The sequence below is a fragment of the Pelomonas sp. SE-A7 genome, from assembly GCF_030345705.1.
In the GTDB taxonomy this organism is placed as follows: Bacteria; Pseudomonadota; Gammaproteobacteria; order Burkholderiales; family Burkholderiaceae_C; genus JAUASW01.
The window spans coordinates 62852-80720 of record NZ_JAUASW010000003.1 but is presented as its reverse complement, the minus strand read 5'-3'; the positions used below and the strand labels follow the sequence as shown (position 1 = coordinate 80720).

The following is a 17869-nucleotide window of genomic DNA, read 5'->3' as shown; positions in this document are numbered from 1 at the left end:
TCTGCAATATGAACACCACCGAACTGCTGAACGCCCTGGGCGTTCCCACCACCGCCTTCACCGGCGGCTCGCTGACCGTGCGCTCGCCCATCGATGGCGCGGTGCTGGGCGTCGTCGCCGAGGCCTCGGCCGCCGACATGAGCGCCGCCGTGGCCCGTGCCCATGAATCCTTCCTGCAGTGGCGCGTCGTGCCGGCGCCCAAGCGCGGCGAGCTGGTCCGCCTGTTCGGCGAAGAGCTGCGCGCCAACAAGTCGGCCCTGGCCCGCCTGGTCTCGCTGGAAGCCGGCAAGGTGACCAGCGAAGGCGAGGGCGAGGTGCAGGAGATGATCGACATCTGCGACTTCGCTGTCGGCCTGTCGCGCCAGCTGCATGGCCTGACCATCGCCAGCGAGCGTCCCGGCCACCGCATGATGGAGCAGTACCTGCCGCTGGGCGTGGTCGGCATCATCTCGGCCTTCAACTTCCCGGTCGCGGTCTGGGCCTGGAACTCGGCCCTGGCCCTGATCTGCGGCGACACCTGCGTCTGGAAGCCCAGCGAGAAGACCCCGCTGACCGCCCTGGCCACGCAGGCCCTGTTCGACAAGGCCCTGGCGCGCTACCAGGCCGCCGGCCATGCAGCGCCGGCCCATCTGTCGCAGACGCTGAACGGCGGTGCCGCCGTCGGCGAGGCGATGGTGGACGACGCCAAGGTCGCCCTGGTTTCGGCCACCGGCTCGACCCGCATGGGCCGCGCCGTCGGCCCGCGCGTGGCGGCCCGCTTCGGCCGCTGCCTGCTGGAGCTGGGCGGCAACAACGCCATCATCGTGACCCCCAGCGCCGACCTGGACCTGGCCGTACGCGGCATCCTGTTCGGCGCCTACGGCACGGCCGGCCAGCGCTGCACCACGACCCGTCGCGTGATCGCCCATGAAAGCATCCACGACGAACTGGTCCAGCGCCTGGAGCGCGCCCGTGGCCAGCTGAAGATCGGCTCGCCGGTCGAGGCCGGCAACCTGATCGGCCCGCTGATCGACAAGGCCTCGTTCGACGGCATGCAGAAGGCCCTGGCCGCTGCGCGCGAGCAGGGCGGTCAAGTGACCGGCGGCGCCCGCGCCCTGGCCGACAAGTATCCGGAAGCCTGGTATGCCGAGCCGGCCCTGGTCCGCATGCCGGCCCAGACCGAGATCGTCAAGCACGAGACCTTCGCGCCCATCCTCTACACCTTGAAGTACAAGACCTTGGACGAAGCCATCGCCCTGCAGAACGATGTGCCCCAGGGCCTGTCGTCGGCGATCTTCACCAACGACATCCGCGAGGCCGAGGCCTTCGTCAGCGCCAGCGGTTCGGACTGCGGCATTGCCAACGTCAACATCGGCACCTCCGGCGCCGAGATCGGTGGCGCCTTCGGTGGCGAGAAGGAAACCGGCGGTGGCCGCGAATCCGGCTCGGATGCCTGGAAGGCCTATATGCGCCGCACGACCAACACGGTCAACTACTCGCGCGAGCTGCCGCTCGCCCAGGGCGTCAAGTTCGACATTTGAGGAAGTAGCAGGAATGCTCGAGACAGGCCTTGGCCGCCTGCTCGTCGCCACGCTTGGCGACGAGGCGGCCCGCGAAATCTTTGCCCAGGTCCATGTGACGCCCGCGCTGCTCAAGCCGGTGGGCGAGACCATCCACCGTGCCGAGCTGGCGCAGGCGCTGAACCTGGCCCTGTTCCGCGACGTCTTGCAGCGCGTGCCGGTCGGCGCCGCCTATGTGGCCGACTGCCAGCGCGCCGGCGAGCGCGTGGTGTTCGACCACGGCGCGCTGCGCACCGTGGCCTGGCCCAGCGGCGCGCTGCCGCCGGGCGAGGCGGCGATCACGCGGGTGCTGCGTCCGCTCGGCTTCCTGCGGGCCGAGAACTATCCGCTGCCCAAGCTGAAGATGACCGGCCGCAGCTGGCGCCATGCCGACTTCCCGGAAGACATCGCCCAGTTCTTCGTCTCCGAGCTGCATCCCGAACGCTTCTCGGGCGAGTTCCAGGCCGCGGTCAGCCGCGTGCTCGGCGCCTCGCGCGATCCGCTGACGCCGGCCGACCTGGCTCGCCTGGAACAGCTGGCCCGCGATGGCGAGCTGCCCTGGGCCGACGCCCTGGCCCTGCTGCCTGCGGTGATCGGCTGCTTCGCGCGCCAGCATCCGCTGTTCTCGCTGGCCGATTACGAGCTGCTGAAGGCCGAATCGGCCGAGATGGCCTGGATCGCCACCGAGGGCAATGCCTTCAACCATGCGACCGACCGCGTGGCCGATATCGAGGCTGTGGCGGCACTGCAGAAGGCGCTGGACCGTCCCATCAAGGAATCGATCGAGGTCTCGGCCTCGGGCCGGGTCCGCCAGACCGCCTTCCGGGCCGCCCAGGTCGAACGCCAATTCCTGGACCAGGGCCAGGTCGTGACGCTGACCGTGCCGGGCAGCTTCCACGAGTTCATCCAGCGCGAGCAGGAAGGCGATGTGCTGGACCTGCGCTTCGACGCCGCCAATGCCACCGGCATCTTCAAGATGACGGCCAACGCCTCGGCATGCTGATGCAGGACTTCCTGGACGGAGCCCGCTCCGTCTGCGGAGCCGACTTCGTCGTCGAGGGTCCGGCCATTGAGCCGCGCTACCTGGAGCCGGCCCGCTATGCGGCGGGCTGTGCGGCAGCCCTGGTGCGGCCCGCCACGTCGGCGCAGATCGCCGAGCTGGTGAAGCTCTGCGCACTGCATGGCCTGACCCTGGTGCCGCAAGGTGCCCATACCGGCCTGGTGCAGGCCGCCACGCCGCAGGATGCGAGCCGCCAGGTGCTGCTCGCTACCGAGCGGCTGCGCGAGGTCTTCGACTTCGACCCGCTGGACCGCACGCTGCGGGTGTCGGCCGGCTTCAAGCTCTCCGAGGTCAACGAACGCCTGGCCGAGCATGGCCTGTGGTTCCCTATCGATCTCAGCGCCGATCCCAGCATCGGCGGCATGTTGGCCCACAACACCGGCGGCACGCGCATGCTTCGCTATGGCGATGTGCGCGCGAACACGCTGGCGCTGGAGGCCGTGCTGGCGGAACCAGCCGGCCAGGTCCTGAAGCTGGGCCGCGGCCTGCAGAAGGACAACGCCGGCCTCGCCCTGCAGCATCTGCTGATCGGCAGCTCGGGCTCGCTGGCCGTGATCACCGAGGCCACGCTCAAGCTGCATCCGCTGCCGCGCCAGCAGGCCGCAGCCCTGGTCGCTCCTGCCAGCCTCGATGCGGTGATGCCGCTGTACCGGCGCGTGATGGCCGGCGAACTGGCCGGCCTGGTCTCGGCCTTCGAGGGCCTCTCGCGTCCGGCCCTGCAGGCAGCCCTGCATGCGCGGGGCGATGAGGGGCGCCTGTTCGATGGGCAGCTGCCGGAGTACGCGCTGCTGGTCGAACTGTCCAGCGAGCTGCCGGCCGCCAGCCTGGACCTCAACGCCCTGCTGCAGCAATGGCTGGAAGCGGAGTTCGAAAGCGGTGCCGTGGTCGATGCGGTGCTGGGAGCGGATGAGAGCTGCTGGTCGCTGCGCCACGGCATCAGCGAAGGCCTGCGCGAGCAGGGCAAGGTGATCGGCTTCGACCTGTCGCTGCCGCGGCGCCACTTCATGCGCTTCCGCGAACAGGCCGCGGCCTGGCTGGCCCGGGAATTTCCGGCGGCGCGCGTGGCCGACTTCGGCCACCTGGGTGACGGCGGCATGCACTGGAACCTGGTGTGGCCCAAGTCCGAGGTCGCCTTGAGTAACGATCAGATGGCGCGCCTTCGCTCCGGTGTCTATGCCATCTGCGTGGAGCTGGGCGGCAGTTTCAGCGCCGAGCATGGTGTCGGCCCTTCGCTGCAAGCCAGTTATCGAGAGCACACCGCGTCCGCGGTGCTGGAGTTGTCGGGGCGCATCGAGGCCGTGTTCAATCCGCAGGTCTTGCTCGGCCTGACCCGCTTCGGGCCGGCCTGATTTTCCGTGCTATAGTCGCGGCTCTTCGCTGCACGGGGTGACCCGGAAAGTGGAGAGAAACTAGCCCAGATGGCGGAATTGGTAGACGCACTAGTTTCAGGTACTAGCGGGTAACTCCGTGGAGGTTCGAGTCCTCTTCTGGGCACCAAATCAAGAAAGGGTCGATGCGAAAGCATCGGCCTTTTTGCGTTCTAGCTCCGGTAGTCGCCACGCGGCAGCCACAGGCTGACCTGCAGGCCGCCGCCTTCGCGGTTGGCCAGGGCGATGCTGCCACCGTGGGCCTCGGCGATCTCGCGGGCCAGGGCCAGGCCCAGGCCGGTGCCGCTGCGCTTGGTCGAGTAGAAGGGCAGCAGGGCCTGGGCCAGCACGGTCTCGCTCATGCCAGGGCCGCGGTCGCTGACGGTGAGCTGCCAGCGCAGGCCCACGGCACTGACCGACAGCGTGACCGATTCGGCCGGCCCGCCGGCCTCATGGGCGTTCTTCAGCAGATTGATCAGGGCCTGCTCCAGCTGGGCCGGATCGAACCAGGCGCTGCCGGCCGGCAGCTCGCCTTCCAGCTGCAGCAGGCAGTGCGAACGCAGCTCGTCGATGAAGGCCGCCCAGCCGACTTCTTCCGGCCGCGGTGCCGGCAGCTTGGCCACGCTGGCATAGCCGGAGAGGAACTGGTGCAGATGCTGGGCGCGCGCGCCAATGCTCTTGAACACGCCCTCCAGCCGGCCGATTTCTCCACGCCGTGACAGCTCGCCGCCGCTGTGGGCCAGCGAGGAGATGGGCGCCAGCGAATTGTTCAGCTCATGGCTGATCACGCGGATCACGCGCTTCCAGGCCTCGACCTCCTGGCGCGACAGCTCGCGGGTCATGCGCCGCAGCAGTATCAGCCGGTGCGGCTGGCCTTGCAGCACCAGCGGCCGCTGCGAGAGGTGGAAGCGTTCTTCGCTGCCGGGCGTTTCGCCATCGATGCTGACCAGGCCGTCGGCGGTCTGCAACAAGGCCTGGCGCAGGGCGGCTGGTGCCTGCTCGAGCAGCTCGGCCAGGCCCTGGCGTACCAGGCTGCGACCCTCGGCCAGCAGCTGGCGGGCCGCCAGGTTGGCGTAGACCACGGTGCCGGGCTGGCCCTGCGGTTCCAGGGCCACCAGCAGCAGGGCCACGGGCGTGTTCTGAACCACGGTGTCCAGCAGCAGCTCGCGCTGGGCCAGGCCGCTGCGCTGTTCACGCAAGGCGGCACCCAGCGCTGCATGGGCGCGGGCCAGGGCCTCGATCTCGCTGCCTCCACCGGTGCTGGCCGCGATGCCGGTGTTGTAGTCGCCATCTCTATAGCTCAGGGCCAGGCCCTCCAGCGTGCGCAGCAGGCGGCGCAGCGGCGACAGCAGCCAGGCCGCGGTCCAGCCGGCCAGCGGAAGTATCAGCAGCAGGGTCAGGCCCCAGGCCTTCCAGGTCCAGGGGGCCGGCAGGACCACGCTCCATTCAAGCCATCGCAGCAGCTGCGGCAGTGGCCAGTGGAACAGCCCTGCATGCAGCAGCAGCGTGGCCGCTGCATTGAACAGCAGCAGGACGACCAGGCGGGCATGCAGGGAAGGCGTGGGCAACACGTCAGGACGATAACCCGTAGCGCTCCATGCGGCGGTACAGGGCCTGGCGCGACAGGCCCAGCGACTGCGCCGCGCGGGCCACGACGCCGCCATGCTTGCGCAGCGCGGCCTCGATGGCCTCGCGGCCGGGCTCGTCCAGGTTGCGATTGACGGCGGCGGCGGCAAGGGCCGCTTCCAGGCCCAGGTCGCCGGGCTGTATCAGGCCATCGCGGCACAGCAGGGCGGCGCGGGCCATCACGTTCTTCAGTTCGCGCACATTGCCGCTCCAGCCGTGCAACTGCAAGAGCTCGGCCGCGGCCGGGCTGAGCTGGGCCTGGCCGGCCAGGAAATGCTCGGCCAGCGGCGCAATGTCCTCGCGCCGCTCGGCCAGCGAGGGCACGCGCAGCTCGATCACATTGAGCCGGTAGTAGAGGTCTTCGCGGAACGTGCCGGCCGCGACCATGCTCTTCAGGTCGGCATTGGTGGCGCTGATCACGCGCACCTTGACCTCGCGGGTGCGGGTGGAGCCCAGGCGCTCGAAGCGGCCGGTCTCCAGCACGCGCAAGAGCTTGACCTGGCCGGCCAGCGGCAGGTTGCCGATCTCGTCCAGGAACAGCGTGCCGCCGTCGGCCGCCTCGAAGCGGCCCTCGCGGGCCTTGTGGGCGCCGGTGAAGGCGCCGCTGTCGGCACCGAACAGCTCGGCCTCGATCAGCTCACCGGGCAGGGCGCCGCAATTCAGCGCGACGAAGGGGCCATGAGCCACGGCCGAGTTGGCATGGACCACGGCAGCGACGCGTTCCTTGCCGCTGCCATTGGGGCCGGTCACCAGCACCGGCAACGGCGCACGCGCCACCTGGCAGGCCAGCTCCAGCGCCGTCAGCATCGCGTCGGAGGCGAACACCACGCCGTCCAGCTTGAAGCGCGCATGCAGCGCCTCGATGCGGGCGCGGCGGCGCTGGCGGCCGCGCTGCAGTTCGGCATTGCTCTCGGCCAGTTCGAGCAGGTTCTCGACCGTGGCCAGCAGCTTCATGTCATCCCAGGGCTTGGCCAGGTAGTCGGCCGCGCCGGCCTTGACCAGGGCCACGGCCTGCTCCAGCTGGGTCCAGGCGGTCAACAGGATGACCGGCAGGTCGCTGTGGCGGCTGCGGATCTGGCGGAACAGCTGCTGGCCTTCCTCGCCCGAGGTGGTGTCGGCGCTGAAGTTCATGTCCTGGATCACCAGGTCCGGCGCCAGCTGGCCGAGCAGGGCCAGGCCCTGCTCCGGCGTGGCGGCCCAGCGGGCCTCGATGTCGTGCAGCGAGAGCAGCAGGGTCAGCGCCTCGCCGACGCCGGGGTTGTCGTCAATGATCAGGACCGAACGCATGGGCCCGGCAGCATAGCGCCGTTCAACATCAGCTTCGCAGCGCCGCCACCGGCGGCAGGGCCGCCGCGCGGCGGGCCGGCGAGAGCACGGCCAGCTGGCCCAGCAGCCACAGCGCCAGGCAGCCCACCGGCAGGTACATCAGCGGCAGGCGCGGCAGCTCGTAGTTCTTCATCAGCAGCAGGCTGATGCCATAGGCCGCGCCCATGCCGAGGATCAGGCCGGCCGAGGTCAGCAGGAAGTTCTCGGTCTGGAAATAGCGGCGGATCTGGCCAGCCGTGGCGCCCAGGGCGCGGCGGGTGCCTATCATGCGCGTGCGCTGCTGCACCCAGAAGCTGGCCAGGCCCACGATGCCGAAGGCGGTCACCAGCAGCAGGGCCACGCAGACGCCGACCAGCAGGCCCACCATGTTGCGGTCCTCGGCGTAGTACTTGGCGCGCATGTCGGCCAGCGACTGGTTCTCGCGCAGGATGCGGCCGGGCCCGGCCCGGTCCAGCGCCGCCACGGCTTCCTTGAGGATCTGGTCGCGGCGCGCCGGGTCCACGCGCAGCACATAGCCGCCGCTGCGGAAGCTCTCGCGCACCGGCATCAGCATCGTGTATTCGCTGTCGCTGTTGGCACCCTGACCGGGCTGGGGCGACACGAACTTCTCGACCACGCCGATCACCGGCGTGCCGCCGTTGCCGCCGGCCACGCCCCAGAGCTTCTTGCCCAGTGGCGATTCGCCCGGGAACATGCGCTTGGCCAGGGCCTGGTTGATCAGGATGCCGGGCAGACGCGCGTCCTGGGTCTCGCCGAAGGTCGCGGCATCCACGTATTCGCCGGCGTCGAAGTCGCGGCCCTCGACCAGGCGCAGCCCCAGCACCTTGACCGTGTCTTCGCTGGCGCTGTAGCGGGCCACACCCACGCCTTCGGTGTTCTCGTCCTCGGTGCGTCGCAGCCCCGATTGCGAATACTGCTTGCCGAACGGGATCTGGTTCATCACGGCCACGCCGGACACGCCGGGCACGCCGCGCAGCGCCGCGATGTCGACCTTGGTCTGGGCCTCGGGGTTCTGGCTCGGCGCAACGCCGGTGGTGCTGACCAGCACCAGCTCGTCGTCGGCCATGCCGCTGGGCTCGGAGATGCGTTCGACGCGCTGCGAAATCAGGAACAGGGCATTGCAGACGATGGCGCAGGTCAGGGCCACCTGCAGCACGATCAGGCCGGCGGCCGTCTTGTGACGCTTCAGCGTCGCGAGTATGGGCATCAGGTCCATCATCGGCTCCTTGTCATTGGGTCTTCAGTTGCAGGGCCGGCGTCACCAGGGTGGCGCGCCAGGCCGGCAGCAGGCCGGCCAGCAGGCTGGCCACGATCGCCAGCACCAGGGTGGTGGCCAGCATGGGCAGGTCCAGCGTCACCAGCTTGGCGTAGTCGCTGGAGCCCTGGCGCACCGCCCACAGGCCCAAGCCGGTCAAGACCAGGCCCAGCAGGCCGCCGACCAGGCCCAGGCTGCCGGCCTCGACCAGGAACTGCAGGAAGATCTGGCGGCGCGGCGCCCCCAGCGCGCGGCGCACTCCGATCTCGCCCGAGCGGCGCAGGCACTTGGCCAGCAGCAGGCCCACGGTGTTGACCAGACAGACGGCCAGGAAGCCGAAGGCCAGCCACAGCTGCAGGCTCACGTCGGCCGGCACCACCTGCTGCACGCTCATCCATTCCATCACCGGACGCAGGCGCACATTGGTCGGACGCTCGAAGCGGTTGGCCGCACGCTGCTTGTCGGAATACTGCTTCAGATAGTCCTTGTAGGCCTCGGCCTTGGCCGGCGTGTCCAGCTGGGCCCAGTACTGCAGCCAGGAGCAGGGCGCGTTGACGCCCCGGGGGTCGTTGCCCACATTGCCCCAGCAGTTGAAGTTGCCCCAAGTGCTGAACTTCAGGCTGAGGGCGGTGCTGAACGGCGCAAACACCTCGGCCGTGTCGCCGTAGGCACCCAGGGTCAGGTCGAAGTAGTGCGGCGCCGGCCGCCAGTCATTGAGCACGCCGATGATGCTCAGGTCCTTGTCGCGCAGCCGGATGATCTTGCCGCGGCTGTCTGTGCCGCCGAACAGGCGCTCGTTCAGCGCCTTGCTGATGACGACGACACGGGCCTCGTTGGCATCGTCGGCCTTGCTCCAGCCGTTGCCGTACAGGAAGGGCACGTCGAACATGGCGAAGAAGTCCGAGCTGGCCCAGCGGCCGCGGGCGATGAAGGGCCGCTCCTTGCCGTCGCCCGGTGTCAGCGAGGTGCCGCCGCCGGTCATCACCACCTGGCGGTCGGCCCTGGCCTCGCGCAGCAGGGCCTCGGCGTCGAAGCGGGTCAGCTGCAGCATGGGCTCGCCGCCCGGCGTGAAGCCGCCGTTGGCGCGGCCGGCATCCAGCTGCACGTTGTAGAGCTGGCTGCTCTTGTGCGGAATCGGGTCGCGCGACAGCACGTGGAAGATGGTCAGCGTGGTCATGCAGGCGCCCACGCCTATGGCGATGGTCAGCAGCATCAGCGCCGTGAGGCCGGGGCTGCGGCGGAAGTTGCGCAGCGCCAGCTCGAAGTAGTAGCGGATCATCGGGACAGTCCTTTCATTGGCCACGCAGGGCCGCGACCGGTGGCAGGGCCGCGGCACGGCGGGCCGGGGCCAGCACGGCCAGCTGGCCCAGCAGGTACAGCATCAGGGCTCCGGCGGGCAGGTAGCTCCAGGGCAGGGCGGCGATCTCGGCATTGCGCATCAGCACGGCGCTCAGTCCCAGCGCACCGCCTATGCCCAGCACGATGCCGGCGCTGGAGAGCAGGAAGTTCTCGGCCTGGAAGTAGCGCAGGATCTGATGGCGGGTGGCACCCAGGGCCCGGCGCGTGCCTATCATCCGCGTGCGCTGCTGCACCCAGAAGCTGGCCAGGCCGATGATGCCCAGGGCCGTGATGACCAGCAGGGCCAGGCAGACGCCGCCCAGCAGCCAGGCCATCATGCGGTCCTGGCGGTAGTAGTCATTGCGCATATCGCTGAGATGGCGCTGCGTGGTGACCACCCGGTTGCTGTCCAGCGGCTCCAGCGTGGCCACGATCTTCTTGAGCATGGCGTCGCGCTGGCCGGGCTCGACCCGCAGCAGGTAGTTGCCGGTGTTCCAGGCCGGGCGCAGCGGCAGGATCATGGCGAGGTTGCCGTCGCCGGCATGGCGGCTGGGGCTGGGCGGGCTCAGCCGCTCCAGCACGCCGACCACGGTCTGCGGCTTGTCGCCATAGACATAGACCTGCTTGCCGACGGCCGACTGGCCGGGGAACAGCCGCTCGGCCAGCGTCCGCGTGATGATGATCGCCGGAATCGCAGGGCCTTCGCCGCCGCCGGTGAACTGGCTGTCGTTGAGCATCTCCTGCGGCTCGAAGTCGCGGCCCTCGACCAGCTTCAGGTCCAGCGCCTTGATCATGCCCTCGGTGGCCTCGTACTGCGAGGTGTCGATGCGCGGTGCCTTCTCGTCGTTGGAGAGGCTGACGCCGCTGTAGTTGTTGTTGTCGTGATAGGGCACCTGGTTGATCACCAGGGCCGCCTTGATGCCGGGCAGGGCGCGCAGGGCGGCCAGGTCGCGCTGGGTGGCGGCGTCGGCGTTCTCCACCTTGTTGGCGCCGCGCAGGTCCACCACCAGCAGCTCGGACTCGGGGATGCCGATGTCGGTGTTCAGCGTCGTGATGCGCCGCGAAATCAGGTGCAGGGCATTGCAGACGATGGTGCAGGTCAGGGCGATCTCGAACACGATCAGCAGCGCGGCCGTCTTGTGCCGCCGCAGCGTCGAGAGAATGGGCATCAGGTCCATGCTGCCGCTCCTCATTGAGTCTTCAGTTGCAGGGCCGGGGTCACGCTGGCCGCCTTCCAGGCGGGCAGCAGACCGGCCACCAGGCTGGCGCCGAAGGCGAGCGACAGGGTCAGGCCCAGCATCTCCCAGTCCATCGTGGCCAGCGACGCATAGTCGTTCGGTCCCAGGCGCACCAGCCACAGGCCCAGCCAGGCCAGGACCAGGCCGAGCAGGCCGCCGGCCACGCCCAGCACGCCGGCCTCGACCAGGAACTGGGCAAAGATGGCGCTGCGCGAGGCACCGAGCGCCCGGCGGACGCCGATCTCGCCCGAGCGGCGCAGGCACTTGGCCAGCAGCAGGCCCACGGCATTGGTCAGGCAGACCAGCAGGAAGCCGAAGGCCAGCCAGACCTGCAGCTTGATGTCGCCGGGCAGCACGTTCTTGTGGGCCAGCCAGTCCATCACCGGACGCAAGCGCGCATTGGCGGGCCGCTGGAAACGGCCGGCCTTGCGCTGGGCCTCGGAGTACTGCTTCAGGTAGTCGCGGAAGGCCGGTGCATCGGCCGCGCTGGCCAGCTCGACCCAGTACTGGACCCAGGCGCAGGGCGCATTGGGACCGCGGGAGTCGCCGCCCGGTGCTTCGCCCCAGCAGTTCTGATCGCCCGAGACCTGGAAGCGAGCTGGAATGGCCGTGGCGAAGGGGATGTAGACGTCCTCGGGCTTCGCGTAGTGGCCCAGGGTCAGGTCATAGAAATGCGGCGTCGGCCGCCAGGGCTTGAGCACGCCCTGGATCTGCATCTCCATGCCGCGAATGGTCAGCGTCTTGCCCACGTTGTTGCCGCCGCCGAACAGGCGTTCGTTGAGCTCATGCGAGATCACGATGACGCGGGCCGCCGCCGCGTCGGCCTCGGCGTTCCAGCCGCTGCCATGGGCAAACGGCGCTTCGAACATCGTGAAGAAGTCGGCCGAGGTGTAGCGTCCGGTGGTGAAGAAGGCCTTGCCCGTCTCGGGCCGCACCGAGACCCGGCCGCCGCTCATCATGACCTGGCGCGGGGCGCGCTTGTCGCGCAGCAGGGCTTCGGCATCGAAGCGCGTCAGCTGGTGGGTGGGATCCTGGCCGACCTGGAATCCCACCAGGCCGCCGGCATCCAGCTGCACATTGAACAGGCGCTCGCTCTTGCCCGGTATCGGGTCACCGGACAGCACGTGATAGACGCTCAGCGTGGTCATGCAGGCGCCAATGCCCAGGCCCAGGCCCAGCACCATCAGCGCGCTCAGGGCCCGGCTGCGCCTGAAGGCGCGCAGGGCCAGATCCAGGTAGTAGCCCAGCATCATGATTTGGCGGCTCCGGTGTTGGCGGGCTGCAGCAGCGCGTTGACGGCTGCCAGCTCGGATTCGCCCAGGGCGCCCGCGGCCTGGCGCAGCAAGAGCGTGGCCAGCACATAGCGGTGTCTGGCCTGGGCCTGGGCCATCTGGGCCTGGGCCTGGGTCTGCAGCACCAGCAGCAGGTCGGTCATGGTGCGGGTGCCGAGCTGCTGGCCGGCGCGGGTGGCGGCCAGGGCGCGGTCCGAGGCGGCGACGGCGGCGCTGGTGGAGCGCACCAGCTCGATGCCGGCCAGCACCGCCTGGTACTGGGCCTGGGTCTCGCGCACCAGGGCCCGGCGCGCGACCTCCAGCTGCTCGCGCTGGTTGTCGCGCTGGTAGTAGGCCTGGCGCTTGCTCGACTCGGTGGCGCCACCGGCGAACAGCGGGATGGAAAGCCGCAGGGCGATCTGGTGCTGGGTACGGCCCATGTCCTGCGGCGCGATGGCATTGCCGGTCAGGCGCTGGCTGTCCAGGCCGACGCTGAGCGTGGGCAGATGGGCCGAGCGCGCCGCTTCGACGCGGGCTTCGCTGCCCTGCAGCTGGAACTGGCCGGCCTTGAGCGAGGGATTGGCCTGCAGCGCCTGTTCGACCCAGGCGGCCGGATCGGCCGGCTGCGGCGGCAGCGCATCGAGCTGGGCCTGCAGCGGCCGCAGCTCGCCGGGGGCCTTGCCGGTGATCTCGGCCAGGGCCTCGCGGGCATCGAGCAGGTTCTGGCGCGCCTGCACCGTGGTGCCGCGGGCCAGTGCGTGATAGGTGCGGGCCTGCTCCACGTCGATCTGGGCCGAGAGGCCGGTCTCGAAGCGGGTCTGGGCCTGCGAGACCTGGGTGGCGAAGGCGTTCTCGTTGGCCTCGGCCGTGGCCAGCGAGGCCTGCGCCGTCAGCACGCCGAAATAGGCGATGGCGACGCGGGCGCACAGCTGCTGCTCGGCCGACTTGAGCCTCAGGTCCTCGGCCTGCGATTCGGCCTGGGCGGCATCCAGCCGCTTCCACTGGCTCAGGTCGAACAGCACCTGCGAAAGGCTGCTGCGCAGGCCGCGGCTCTCGGCATTGCCGGGCTCGCCGCGGCTGCTGCCCCAGGAGGCGCTCCAGCTGGGCAGCAGGCCGGCGCGGGCCTGGACCGCCAGCTCCTGCTGGATGCCGCGGCTGGCCACCGCCTGGGCCAACCGTGGATCGGCGGCGCGGGCCTGGGCATAGACCTCGAGCAGGTCCTCGGCGCGGGCCGGCATCGCGGCCAGCGCGGCCAGGGCCAGCAGGGTCGGGACGAAGATGCGCATGTAGTGCGACTCCAGACTTAGGCGACAGCGGCCTGCGGGTTCTCGCGCAGCGCGCGTTCCAGCTGCAGGTCGGCCGTCATGTCGACCACCTGGCCGTCCATCACGTGGACATTGCGCTGGGCGCGGGCGGCCAGCTGCATGTCGTGGGTGACCATCACGATGGTGGCGCCGTCGCGGTGCAGCTCTTCCAGCAGGTCCATGACGCTGCGGGCCATCTGGCTGTCGAGGTTGCCCGTGGGCTCGTCGGCGAGCAACAGGCGCGGGCTGCCGGCCAGCGCGCGGGCGATGGCCACGCGCTGCTGCTGGCCGCCCGACAGCTCGGCCGGGTAATGCTTCTCGCGGGCCGACAGGCCGACGCGGGCCAGGGCTTCGCGGGCGCGGCGGCGGCGCTCTTCGCCGCCCATGCCGCGGTAGCGCAAGGGCACCTCGATGTTGTCCAGCACATTGAGGTCGGGGATCAGGTTGAAGGCCTGGAAGATGAAGCCGATCTTCTGGTTGCGCAGCTTGCTGCGCTGGTCGTCGTTCATGCGGCTGACGTCGACGCCGTCCAGCTCGTAGCTGCCGCCGCTGAAGGCTTCCAGCAGGCCGGCGATGGTCAGGAAGGTGGTCTTGCCCGAGCCCGAGGGGCCGGTCACGGCGACGAACTCGCCTTCCTTCACCTCCAGGTTGAAATCGCGCAGCGCATGGGTCTCGACCATCTCGGTGCGGTAGACCTTGGACAGGGTTTGCATCTTCAGCATGGCTTGTCGTCCTTGTGGATGGGGCTGATGGATTGAATTACTGGCTGACGGTGACGCGGTCGGCGCCCTTGAAATGCTCGGTGCCCGAGATCACCACGGTCTCGCCCGGCTTGAGGCCTTCCAGCACCTCGACCTGGCTGAGGCTGGTGGCACCGAGGCGCACCTGGCGGCGCACGGCCTGGCCGTCCTGGATCACGTAGGCGATGCGGCCGCCGCCCTCGTCGACGAAGGCGCCGCGCGGCAGCTGCAGCACCTGCTCGCGGCGGTCCAGCAGCACCCGCACCGAGAGGCGCTGGTTCTGGCGCAGTTGCTCGGGCTGCTCGCCCTCGAAGCGCAGGCGGGCCGCGACCTCGTTGTTGACCACCTCGGGCGAGATCGAGCTGACCCGGCCCTTCCAGCTCTGGCCGCTGCCGGTCATCTCGCCGGTCATGCCGGGCTGCAGCTCGCGGGCGAAGCTCTCGGCCACCTGCATCTGCACTTCCAGCGCGCTGAGGTCGATCACGGTCAGCAGCTTGGCGTCCTTGGCCACGCTCATGCGGTCGGTGACGAAGAGCTGGCCGACCTGGCCGTCCACCGGCGAGCGCACGCTCAGCTCGTCCTGCTGGCGCTGCAGGTCGGTGACGACCAGCTGCTGGCGCTCCCAGGCCTGGCGCTTGGCGGCCAGTTCGAACTTGAGCGCGTCCTCCTTCAGGGTCAGCAATTCCTTGGCCTGCTTCAGCGCGACCTCGGTGCGGGCCAGCGAGTCGCGCGCCAGGTCCACCTGCATGCCGGCGGTGGCGCCGGCGGCATAGGCTTGCGTCTGGCGCTGCAGGTCGTTCTGCGCGGTCTTGTGGGCGATGGTGGCGGTCTCCAGGCCGCTGGTGGCCTGGGCGCGCTGCTGGTGGGCGTCGGCCTGGGCGCGCAGCCATTCGCTCTTGAGCGCATCGGCATTGGCGCGCTCCTGGTTCAGCCGGGCCAGCAGGTCGGGGCTGTGCAGCTCCATCAAGACCTGACCCCGCTTGACCGCGTCACCGGCCTGGACCTTGAGCGTCACCGTGCCGGGGTTGCCGGCATACAGGGTGGGGCTGTTGGCCGCCACGACCTTGCCCTCGCCGGCCACGTCGCGGACCATGGCCGCCACCTTGACCTGGGCCAGGGCCAGCCGCGAGGCCTGCACCGAGCTGTCGGCGCCGAACAGCCGCTTGGCACTTGGGGCGGCCAGGGTCACGCCAATGACGGCGACGGCGGCGACGCCTATCCAGAGGCCGCGTTTCTTGGCGAAGCTGCGCTGCGGCAGCAGTTGATCGGTGGCGGAGGTGTCTCGAATCGTCATGGCTTGTCCGTTGCGTTCCGGACAGCCAGGTGCAAGCCGCGTGCCAGTGAGCGGCCACCAATGAAATCAAGGACTTGCCGGCTTTGTCACCGCGCAAACGCTGTCCGCGGACAGCTCTGGACAGCTGCGACCGGACAGTCGGCTCAGGGCTTCTGCGCCTCGGCGCGCAGGCGCTGGGATTCGCCGCTGGCCTCCATGGCCCGCAGCACCGGGACCAGCCGTGGTATCAGCTCGCCATGGCGCTTGTGCAGCAGGTGGTAGACCTGCAGAGTTGCCAGCGGCTTGTCGGAGACTTCCAGGCCCCGCAGCAAGGCCTGCAGCCCTGGGGCCGCTTTCGACGGCAGCAGGAACAGGGCCAGGTCGGCCGCACCGACGCGCACCAGCCGCAGGGCTTCCTCGATATCCCGCGTCTCTATGCGGGGGTAACCCGAAACCAGGGCCTCGACCGAGCCTACGCCCCGCTGCACAGCGATGCGCAGCTCGCCGATGTCCTCCAGCCGGGTGGGCAGCCGGTGGCCGGGCAAGGCCACGGCCCGCAACTCGGCGAAGTTGACCGGTACCGGCACTTTGACCAGGTCCGGCCGGTCTTCAAAGCCCCCCTGGCCGCGGCAGACGTCGCCGTCGAGCTGGCCGGTGGACGCTGTGTTGAGACCCCGTCGGGCCGGCAGGGGCTCGAACTCGATCGCCAGGTCCAGGCGCCGGTAGGCCTCCTTCAGCACGGCGCGGCAGCCGCGGCTCAGGCCGCTCTGGTTGTTGTTGTCGGTGCTGAAGCGCAGCCTTTCGGTCGGCTCGGCCGGCAAGGCATGGAAGGGAGCCAGGGACAGGCAGGCAATCAGGAACAGGAGGCGCCTTGGCATGAGCCCATCTTGAGGCCGCCGTTCGAGACCGCGCAAGCCCGGCCTTGCCCTAGGGGATCGCCAGGGGCGGTAGCCGCACAAGCACCTGTTCGCGCAGCCGCGCGGCCTCGCCGCCGGCTTCCATGGCTTGCAGCTCGGCATTCAGCTCGCCCGCCAGGACTCGATGGCGCTGATGCAGCAGCAGATAGAGCGGCAAGCGCAACAGGGGTTCAGGGCCATGCAGGACGCCGTCCAGCTGCGCCGCGGCAGGTCGGCCACGCCCTGCTGCCATGGTCAGCAGGCCGAGGTCGGCCTGGCCGTGCCGCAAGGCCTGCAGCATGTCGCCCTGGGTCTGGACCTCCAGCTGCAGCGGATGCTTGGCCAGCAGCTGCTCCAGCAACACGACGCCGCGCTGGCGGGCAATGCGCCAGGGGCGCATGTCCTGGATCCGCCGGGGCAGCGCCTCGGGAAAGCCGGGGCGGGCGAACAGATGGACTTCAAGGATCGCGATCGCGGTCGGCACCTTCAGCAACTCGGGATGCTCGTCGGCCAGGGCCGCGGTGCGCAGCGCCTCGCCATCGATCTCGCCGCTGCTGCTCATGCGCAGCGAACGGCGCAGAGGCAGCGGCTCGAAATGCAGGGCCACGCCGACGCGCTCGAACGCCCGGCCGATGATGGCGCGGGCCACCGGGGTCAGGCCGCCCTGGTCGTTGATGTCGATTGCAATGCGCAGCGGCGTTTCGGCGCCGACCGGCAGCGCGGCCAGCAGCCCCAGGCCGCTGGTGAAGGCACGGCGCGTGAGCGCGGATGGATGCATGGTGTGGATCGCCCGGCCTCCTGGCCGGGGCGGTGACCGATTGTCCGGCGGGGGCCTGCCGACCGGCATCACGATCGACCCTTACCGGAGATCGCGCAGCGCCCCCTGCCCGGCCACGCGGACGACCGGGCAATTCACCACGATGCCGGTGTGACGCAATGCCAGCTCGCCGGCCTGCTCGGCCTCCAGGATGGCTTCCTCCGAGGCCAGCAGCCGGGGCTGGCTGCCGGCACGCCAGCGCACCTCGACCAGGGCCCACAGCGGGCTGTAGCCGGCGTCGCGGTTTTCGCCGCCGACCGGTCGCGGCACCGAAGGGAAGACGCTCAGCTGCTCGCCGTCGGCGAACTTGTAGACCCGCTCGACCGGGGTGCGCGGTCGGCCCGGTGCGGCCGGCGCGAGCGCCTGCGCCAGGGCCGGCACATGGTTGACGCCCAGCGCACGGGCCATGGCGCCGTCGGAGATGTCGGTGGTGACGTAGTCGACCAGGCGGCCCTGGAACCAGGCCTGCTGCAGGGGCAGGCCGACATGGGTGGCGGGCGCGGCACAGGCGGTCAGCAGGGCCGCGGCCAGCGAGCAGAGGAGTTGCTTGTTCACAAGGGTGGGGCGGTGGTTGCCGGGCTGTGTCGCCGGAACGGACGCCGTCCTTACACCGCTCAGGCCAGCAGGGTCAGCATCAGGGCTGCGCCCACGGCGATCACGGCCACCGCCAGGGTGCTCAGCAGCGGGGCGGCGCGGCGCATCGATGGGGTGAGGGCGAGGTGCATGACCGGTGGCGGCAGGGACTCGATGCCACCGATTCTGCGCAGCCTGGCGGCCGCCTGCCATTGCTGCCTCGTAAAGAATCGTTCCCAGGGGGGAG

At 69.9% G+C, this 17869-nt stretch carries 15 protein-coding genes and 1 tRNA gene; 4 read left to right on the top strand and 12 right to left on the bottom strand.

The genetic code is table 11. The annotated features are described in order from the left end of the window. The first annotated feature begins 8 nt into the window (after positions 1 to 8). The 4 genes from amaB to QT382_RS18325 all read left to right on the top strand — a co-directional run bounded on the left by amaB (position 9) and on the right by QT382_RS18325 (position 4095). On the top strand, positions 9 to 1520 hold the full coding sequence (gene amaB, locus QT382_RS18340) for an L-piperidine-6-carboxylate dehydrogenase (RefSeq protein ID WP_289255565.1): 1512 nt from the start codon (positions 9 to 11) through the stop codon (positions 1518 to 1520). Positions 1521 to 1533: 13 nt separating this feature from the next. Further along, on the top strand, positions 1534 to 2541 hold the full coding sequence (locus QT382_RS18335) for a DUF1338 domain-containing protein (protein ID WP_289255564.1): 1008 nt from the start codon (positions 1534 to 1536) through the stop codon (positions 2539 to 2541). After that, positions 2535 to 3947 (top strand): FAD-binding oxidoreductase, encoded by a 1413-nt coding sequence (locus QT382_RS18330; RefSeq protein ID WP_289255563.1) that lies wholly within the window; start codon positions 2535 to 2537, stop codon positions 3945 to 3947. The genes QT382_RS18335 and QT382_RS18330 overlap by 7 nt, the downstream gene beginning before the upstream one ends. Positions 3948 to 4010: 63 nt before the next feature. Further along, a tRNA-Leu gene (locus QT382_RS18325) sits at positions 4011 to 4095 on the top strand. 43 nt (positions 4096 to 4138) lie between these two features. Here the strand turns inward: QT382_RS18325 and QT382_RS18320 are convergent. The 12 genes from QT382_RS18320 to QT382_RS18265 all read right to left on the bottom strand — a co-directional run bounded on the left by QT382_RS18320 (position 4139) and on the right by QT382_RS18265 (position 17604). Beyond that, the gene (locus tag QT382_RS18320) at positions 4139 to 5536 is read right to left on the bottom strand and encodes a sensor histidine kinase (RefSeq protein WP_289255562.1); all 1398 of its coding nucleotides are present in this window, start codon (positions 5534 to 5536) and stop codon (positions 4139 to 4141) included. Between the two features lies 1 nt (position 5537). Continuing rightward, entirely contained in the window at positions 5538 to 6878 is a 1341-nt protein-coding gene (locus QT382_RS18315; RefSeq protein WP_289255561.1) for a sigma-54-dependent transcriptional regulator, read from the bottom strand. 28 nt (positions 6879 to 6906) lie between these two features. Further along, complete coding sequence (locus QT382_RS18310; protein ID WP_289255560.1) at positions 6907 to 8133, bottom strand: ABC transporter permease; 1227 nt, start codon at positions 8131 to 8133, stop codon at positions 6907 to 6909. 13 nt (positions 8134 to 8146) lie between these two features. Next, positions 8147 to 9451 (bottom strand): ABC transporter permease, encoded by a 1305-nt coding sequence (locus tag QT382_RS18305; RefSeq protein WP_289255559.1) that lies wholly within the window; start codon positions 9449 to 9451, stop codon positions 8147 to 8149. 13 nt (positions 9452 to 9464) lie between these two features. Next, the gene (locus QT382_RS18300) at positions 9465 to 10688 is read right to left on the bottom strand and encodes an ABC transporter permease (RefSeq protein WP_289255558.1); all 1224 of its coding nucleotides are present in this window, start codon (positions 10686 to 10688) and stop codon (positions 9465 to 9467) included. A gap of 11 nt (positions 10689 to 10699) precedes the next feature. Next, the gene (locus tag QT382_RS18295) at positions 10700 to 12001 is read right to left on the bottom strand and encodes an ABC transporter permease (protein ID WP_289255557.1); all 1302 of its coding nucleotides are present in this window, start codon (positions 11999 to 12001) and stop codon (positions 10700 to 10702) included. Then, complete coding sequence (locus QT382_RS18290; RefSeq protein ID WP_289255556.1) at positions 11998 to 13305, bottom strand: TolC family outer membrane protein; 1308 nt, start codon at positions 13303 to 13305, stop codon at positions 11998 to 12000. Before QT382_RS18290 ends, QT382_RS18295 begins: the two co-directional genes overlap by 4 nt. A 17-nt stretch (positions 13306 to 13322) precedes the next feature. Then, a complete protein-coding gene (locus tag QT382_RS18285) occupies positions 13323 to 14045 on the bottom strand; it encodes an ABC transporter ATP-binding protein (RefSeq protein WP_289255555.1) in 723 nt (240 codons plus the stop codon). Between the two features lie 37 nt (positions 14046 to 14082). Then, complete coding sequence (locus QT382_RS18280; RefSeq protein WP_289255554.1) at positions 14083 to 15357, bottom strand: efflux RND transporter periplasmic adaptor subunit; 1275 nt, start codon at positions 15355 to 15357, stop codon at positions 14083 to 14085. 143 nt (positions 15358 to 15500) lie between these two features. Further along, entirely contained in the window at positions 15501 to 16214 is a 714-nt protein-coding gene (locus QT382_RS18275; protein ID WP_289255553.1) for a substrate-binding periplasmic protein, read from the bottom strand. Between the two features lie 49 nt (positions 16215 to 16263). After that, positions 16264 to 17010, bottom strand: coding sequence for a transporter substrate-binding domain-containing protein (locus tag QT382_RS18270; RefSeq protein ID WP_289255552.1), 747 nt, complete (start codon positions 17008 to 17010; stop codon positions 16264 to 16266). 81 nt (positions 17011 to 17091) lie between these two features. Further along, positions 17092 to 17604, bottom strand: a complete 513-nt coding sequence (locus QT382_RS18265) for a DUF7482 domain-containing protein (RefSeq protein ID WP_289255551.1) — start codon at positions 17602 to 17604, stop codon at positions 17092 to 17094. Positions 17605 to 17869 lie beyond the last annotated feature (265 nt).

Coding starts and splice junctions, on each gene's coding strand:
- QT382_RS18310 (WP_289255560.1), bottom strand. CDS start 8,133: ATGGACCTGATGCCCATACTCGCGACGCTGAAGCGTCACAAGACGGCC.
- QT382_RS18290 (WP_289255556.1), bottom strand. CDS start 13,305: ATGCGCATCTTCGTCCCGACCCTGCTGGCCCTGGCCGCGCTGGCCGCG.
- QT382_RS18330 (WP_289255563.1), top strand. CDS start 2,535: ATGCTGATGCAGGACTTCCTGGACGGAGCCCGCTCCGTCTGCGGAGCC.
- QT382_RS18315 (WP_289255561.1), bottom strand. CDS start 6,878: ATGCGTTCGGTCCTGATCATTGACGACAACCCCGGCGTCGGCGAGGCG.
- QT382_RS18300 (WP_289255558.1), bottom strand. CDS start 10,688: ATGGACCTGATGCCCATTCTCTCGACGCTGCGGCGGCACAAGACGGCC.
- QT382_RS18305 (WP_289255559.1), bottom strand. CDS start 9,451: ATGATCCGCTACTACTTCGAGCTGGCGCTGCGCAACTTCCGCCGCAGC.
- QT382_RS18295 (WP_289255557.1), bottom strand. CDS start 12,001: ATGATGCTGGGCTACTACCTGGATCTGGCCCTGCGCGCCTTCAGGCGC.
- amaB (WP_289255565.1), top strand. CDS start 9: ATGAACACCACCGAACTGCTGAACGCCCTGGGCGTTCCCACCACCGCC.
- QT382_RS18335 (WP_289255564.1), top strand. CDS start 1,534: ATGCTCGAGACAGGCCTTGGCCGCCTGCTCGTCGCCACGCTTGGCGAC.
- QT382_RS18280 (WP_289255554.1), bottom strand. CDS start 15,357: ATGACGATTCGAGACACCTCCGCCACCGATCAACTGCTGCCGCAGCGC.
- QT382_RS18270 (WP_289255552.1), bottom strand. CDS start 17,010: ATGCATCCATCCGCGCTCACGCGCCGTGCCTTCACCAGCGGCCTGGGG.
- QT382_RS18275 (WP_289255553.1), bottom strand. CDS start 16,214: ATGCCAAGGCGCCTCCTGTTCCTGATTGCCTGCCTGTCCCTGGCTCCC.
- QT382_RS18285 (WP_289255555.1), bottom strand. CDS start 14,045: ATGCTGAAGATGCAAACCCTGTCCAAGGTCTACCGCACCGAGATGGTC.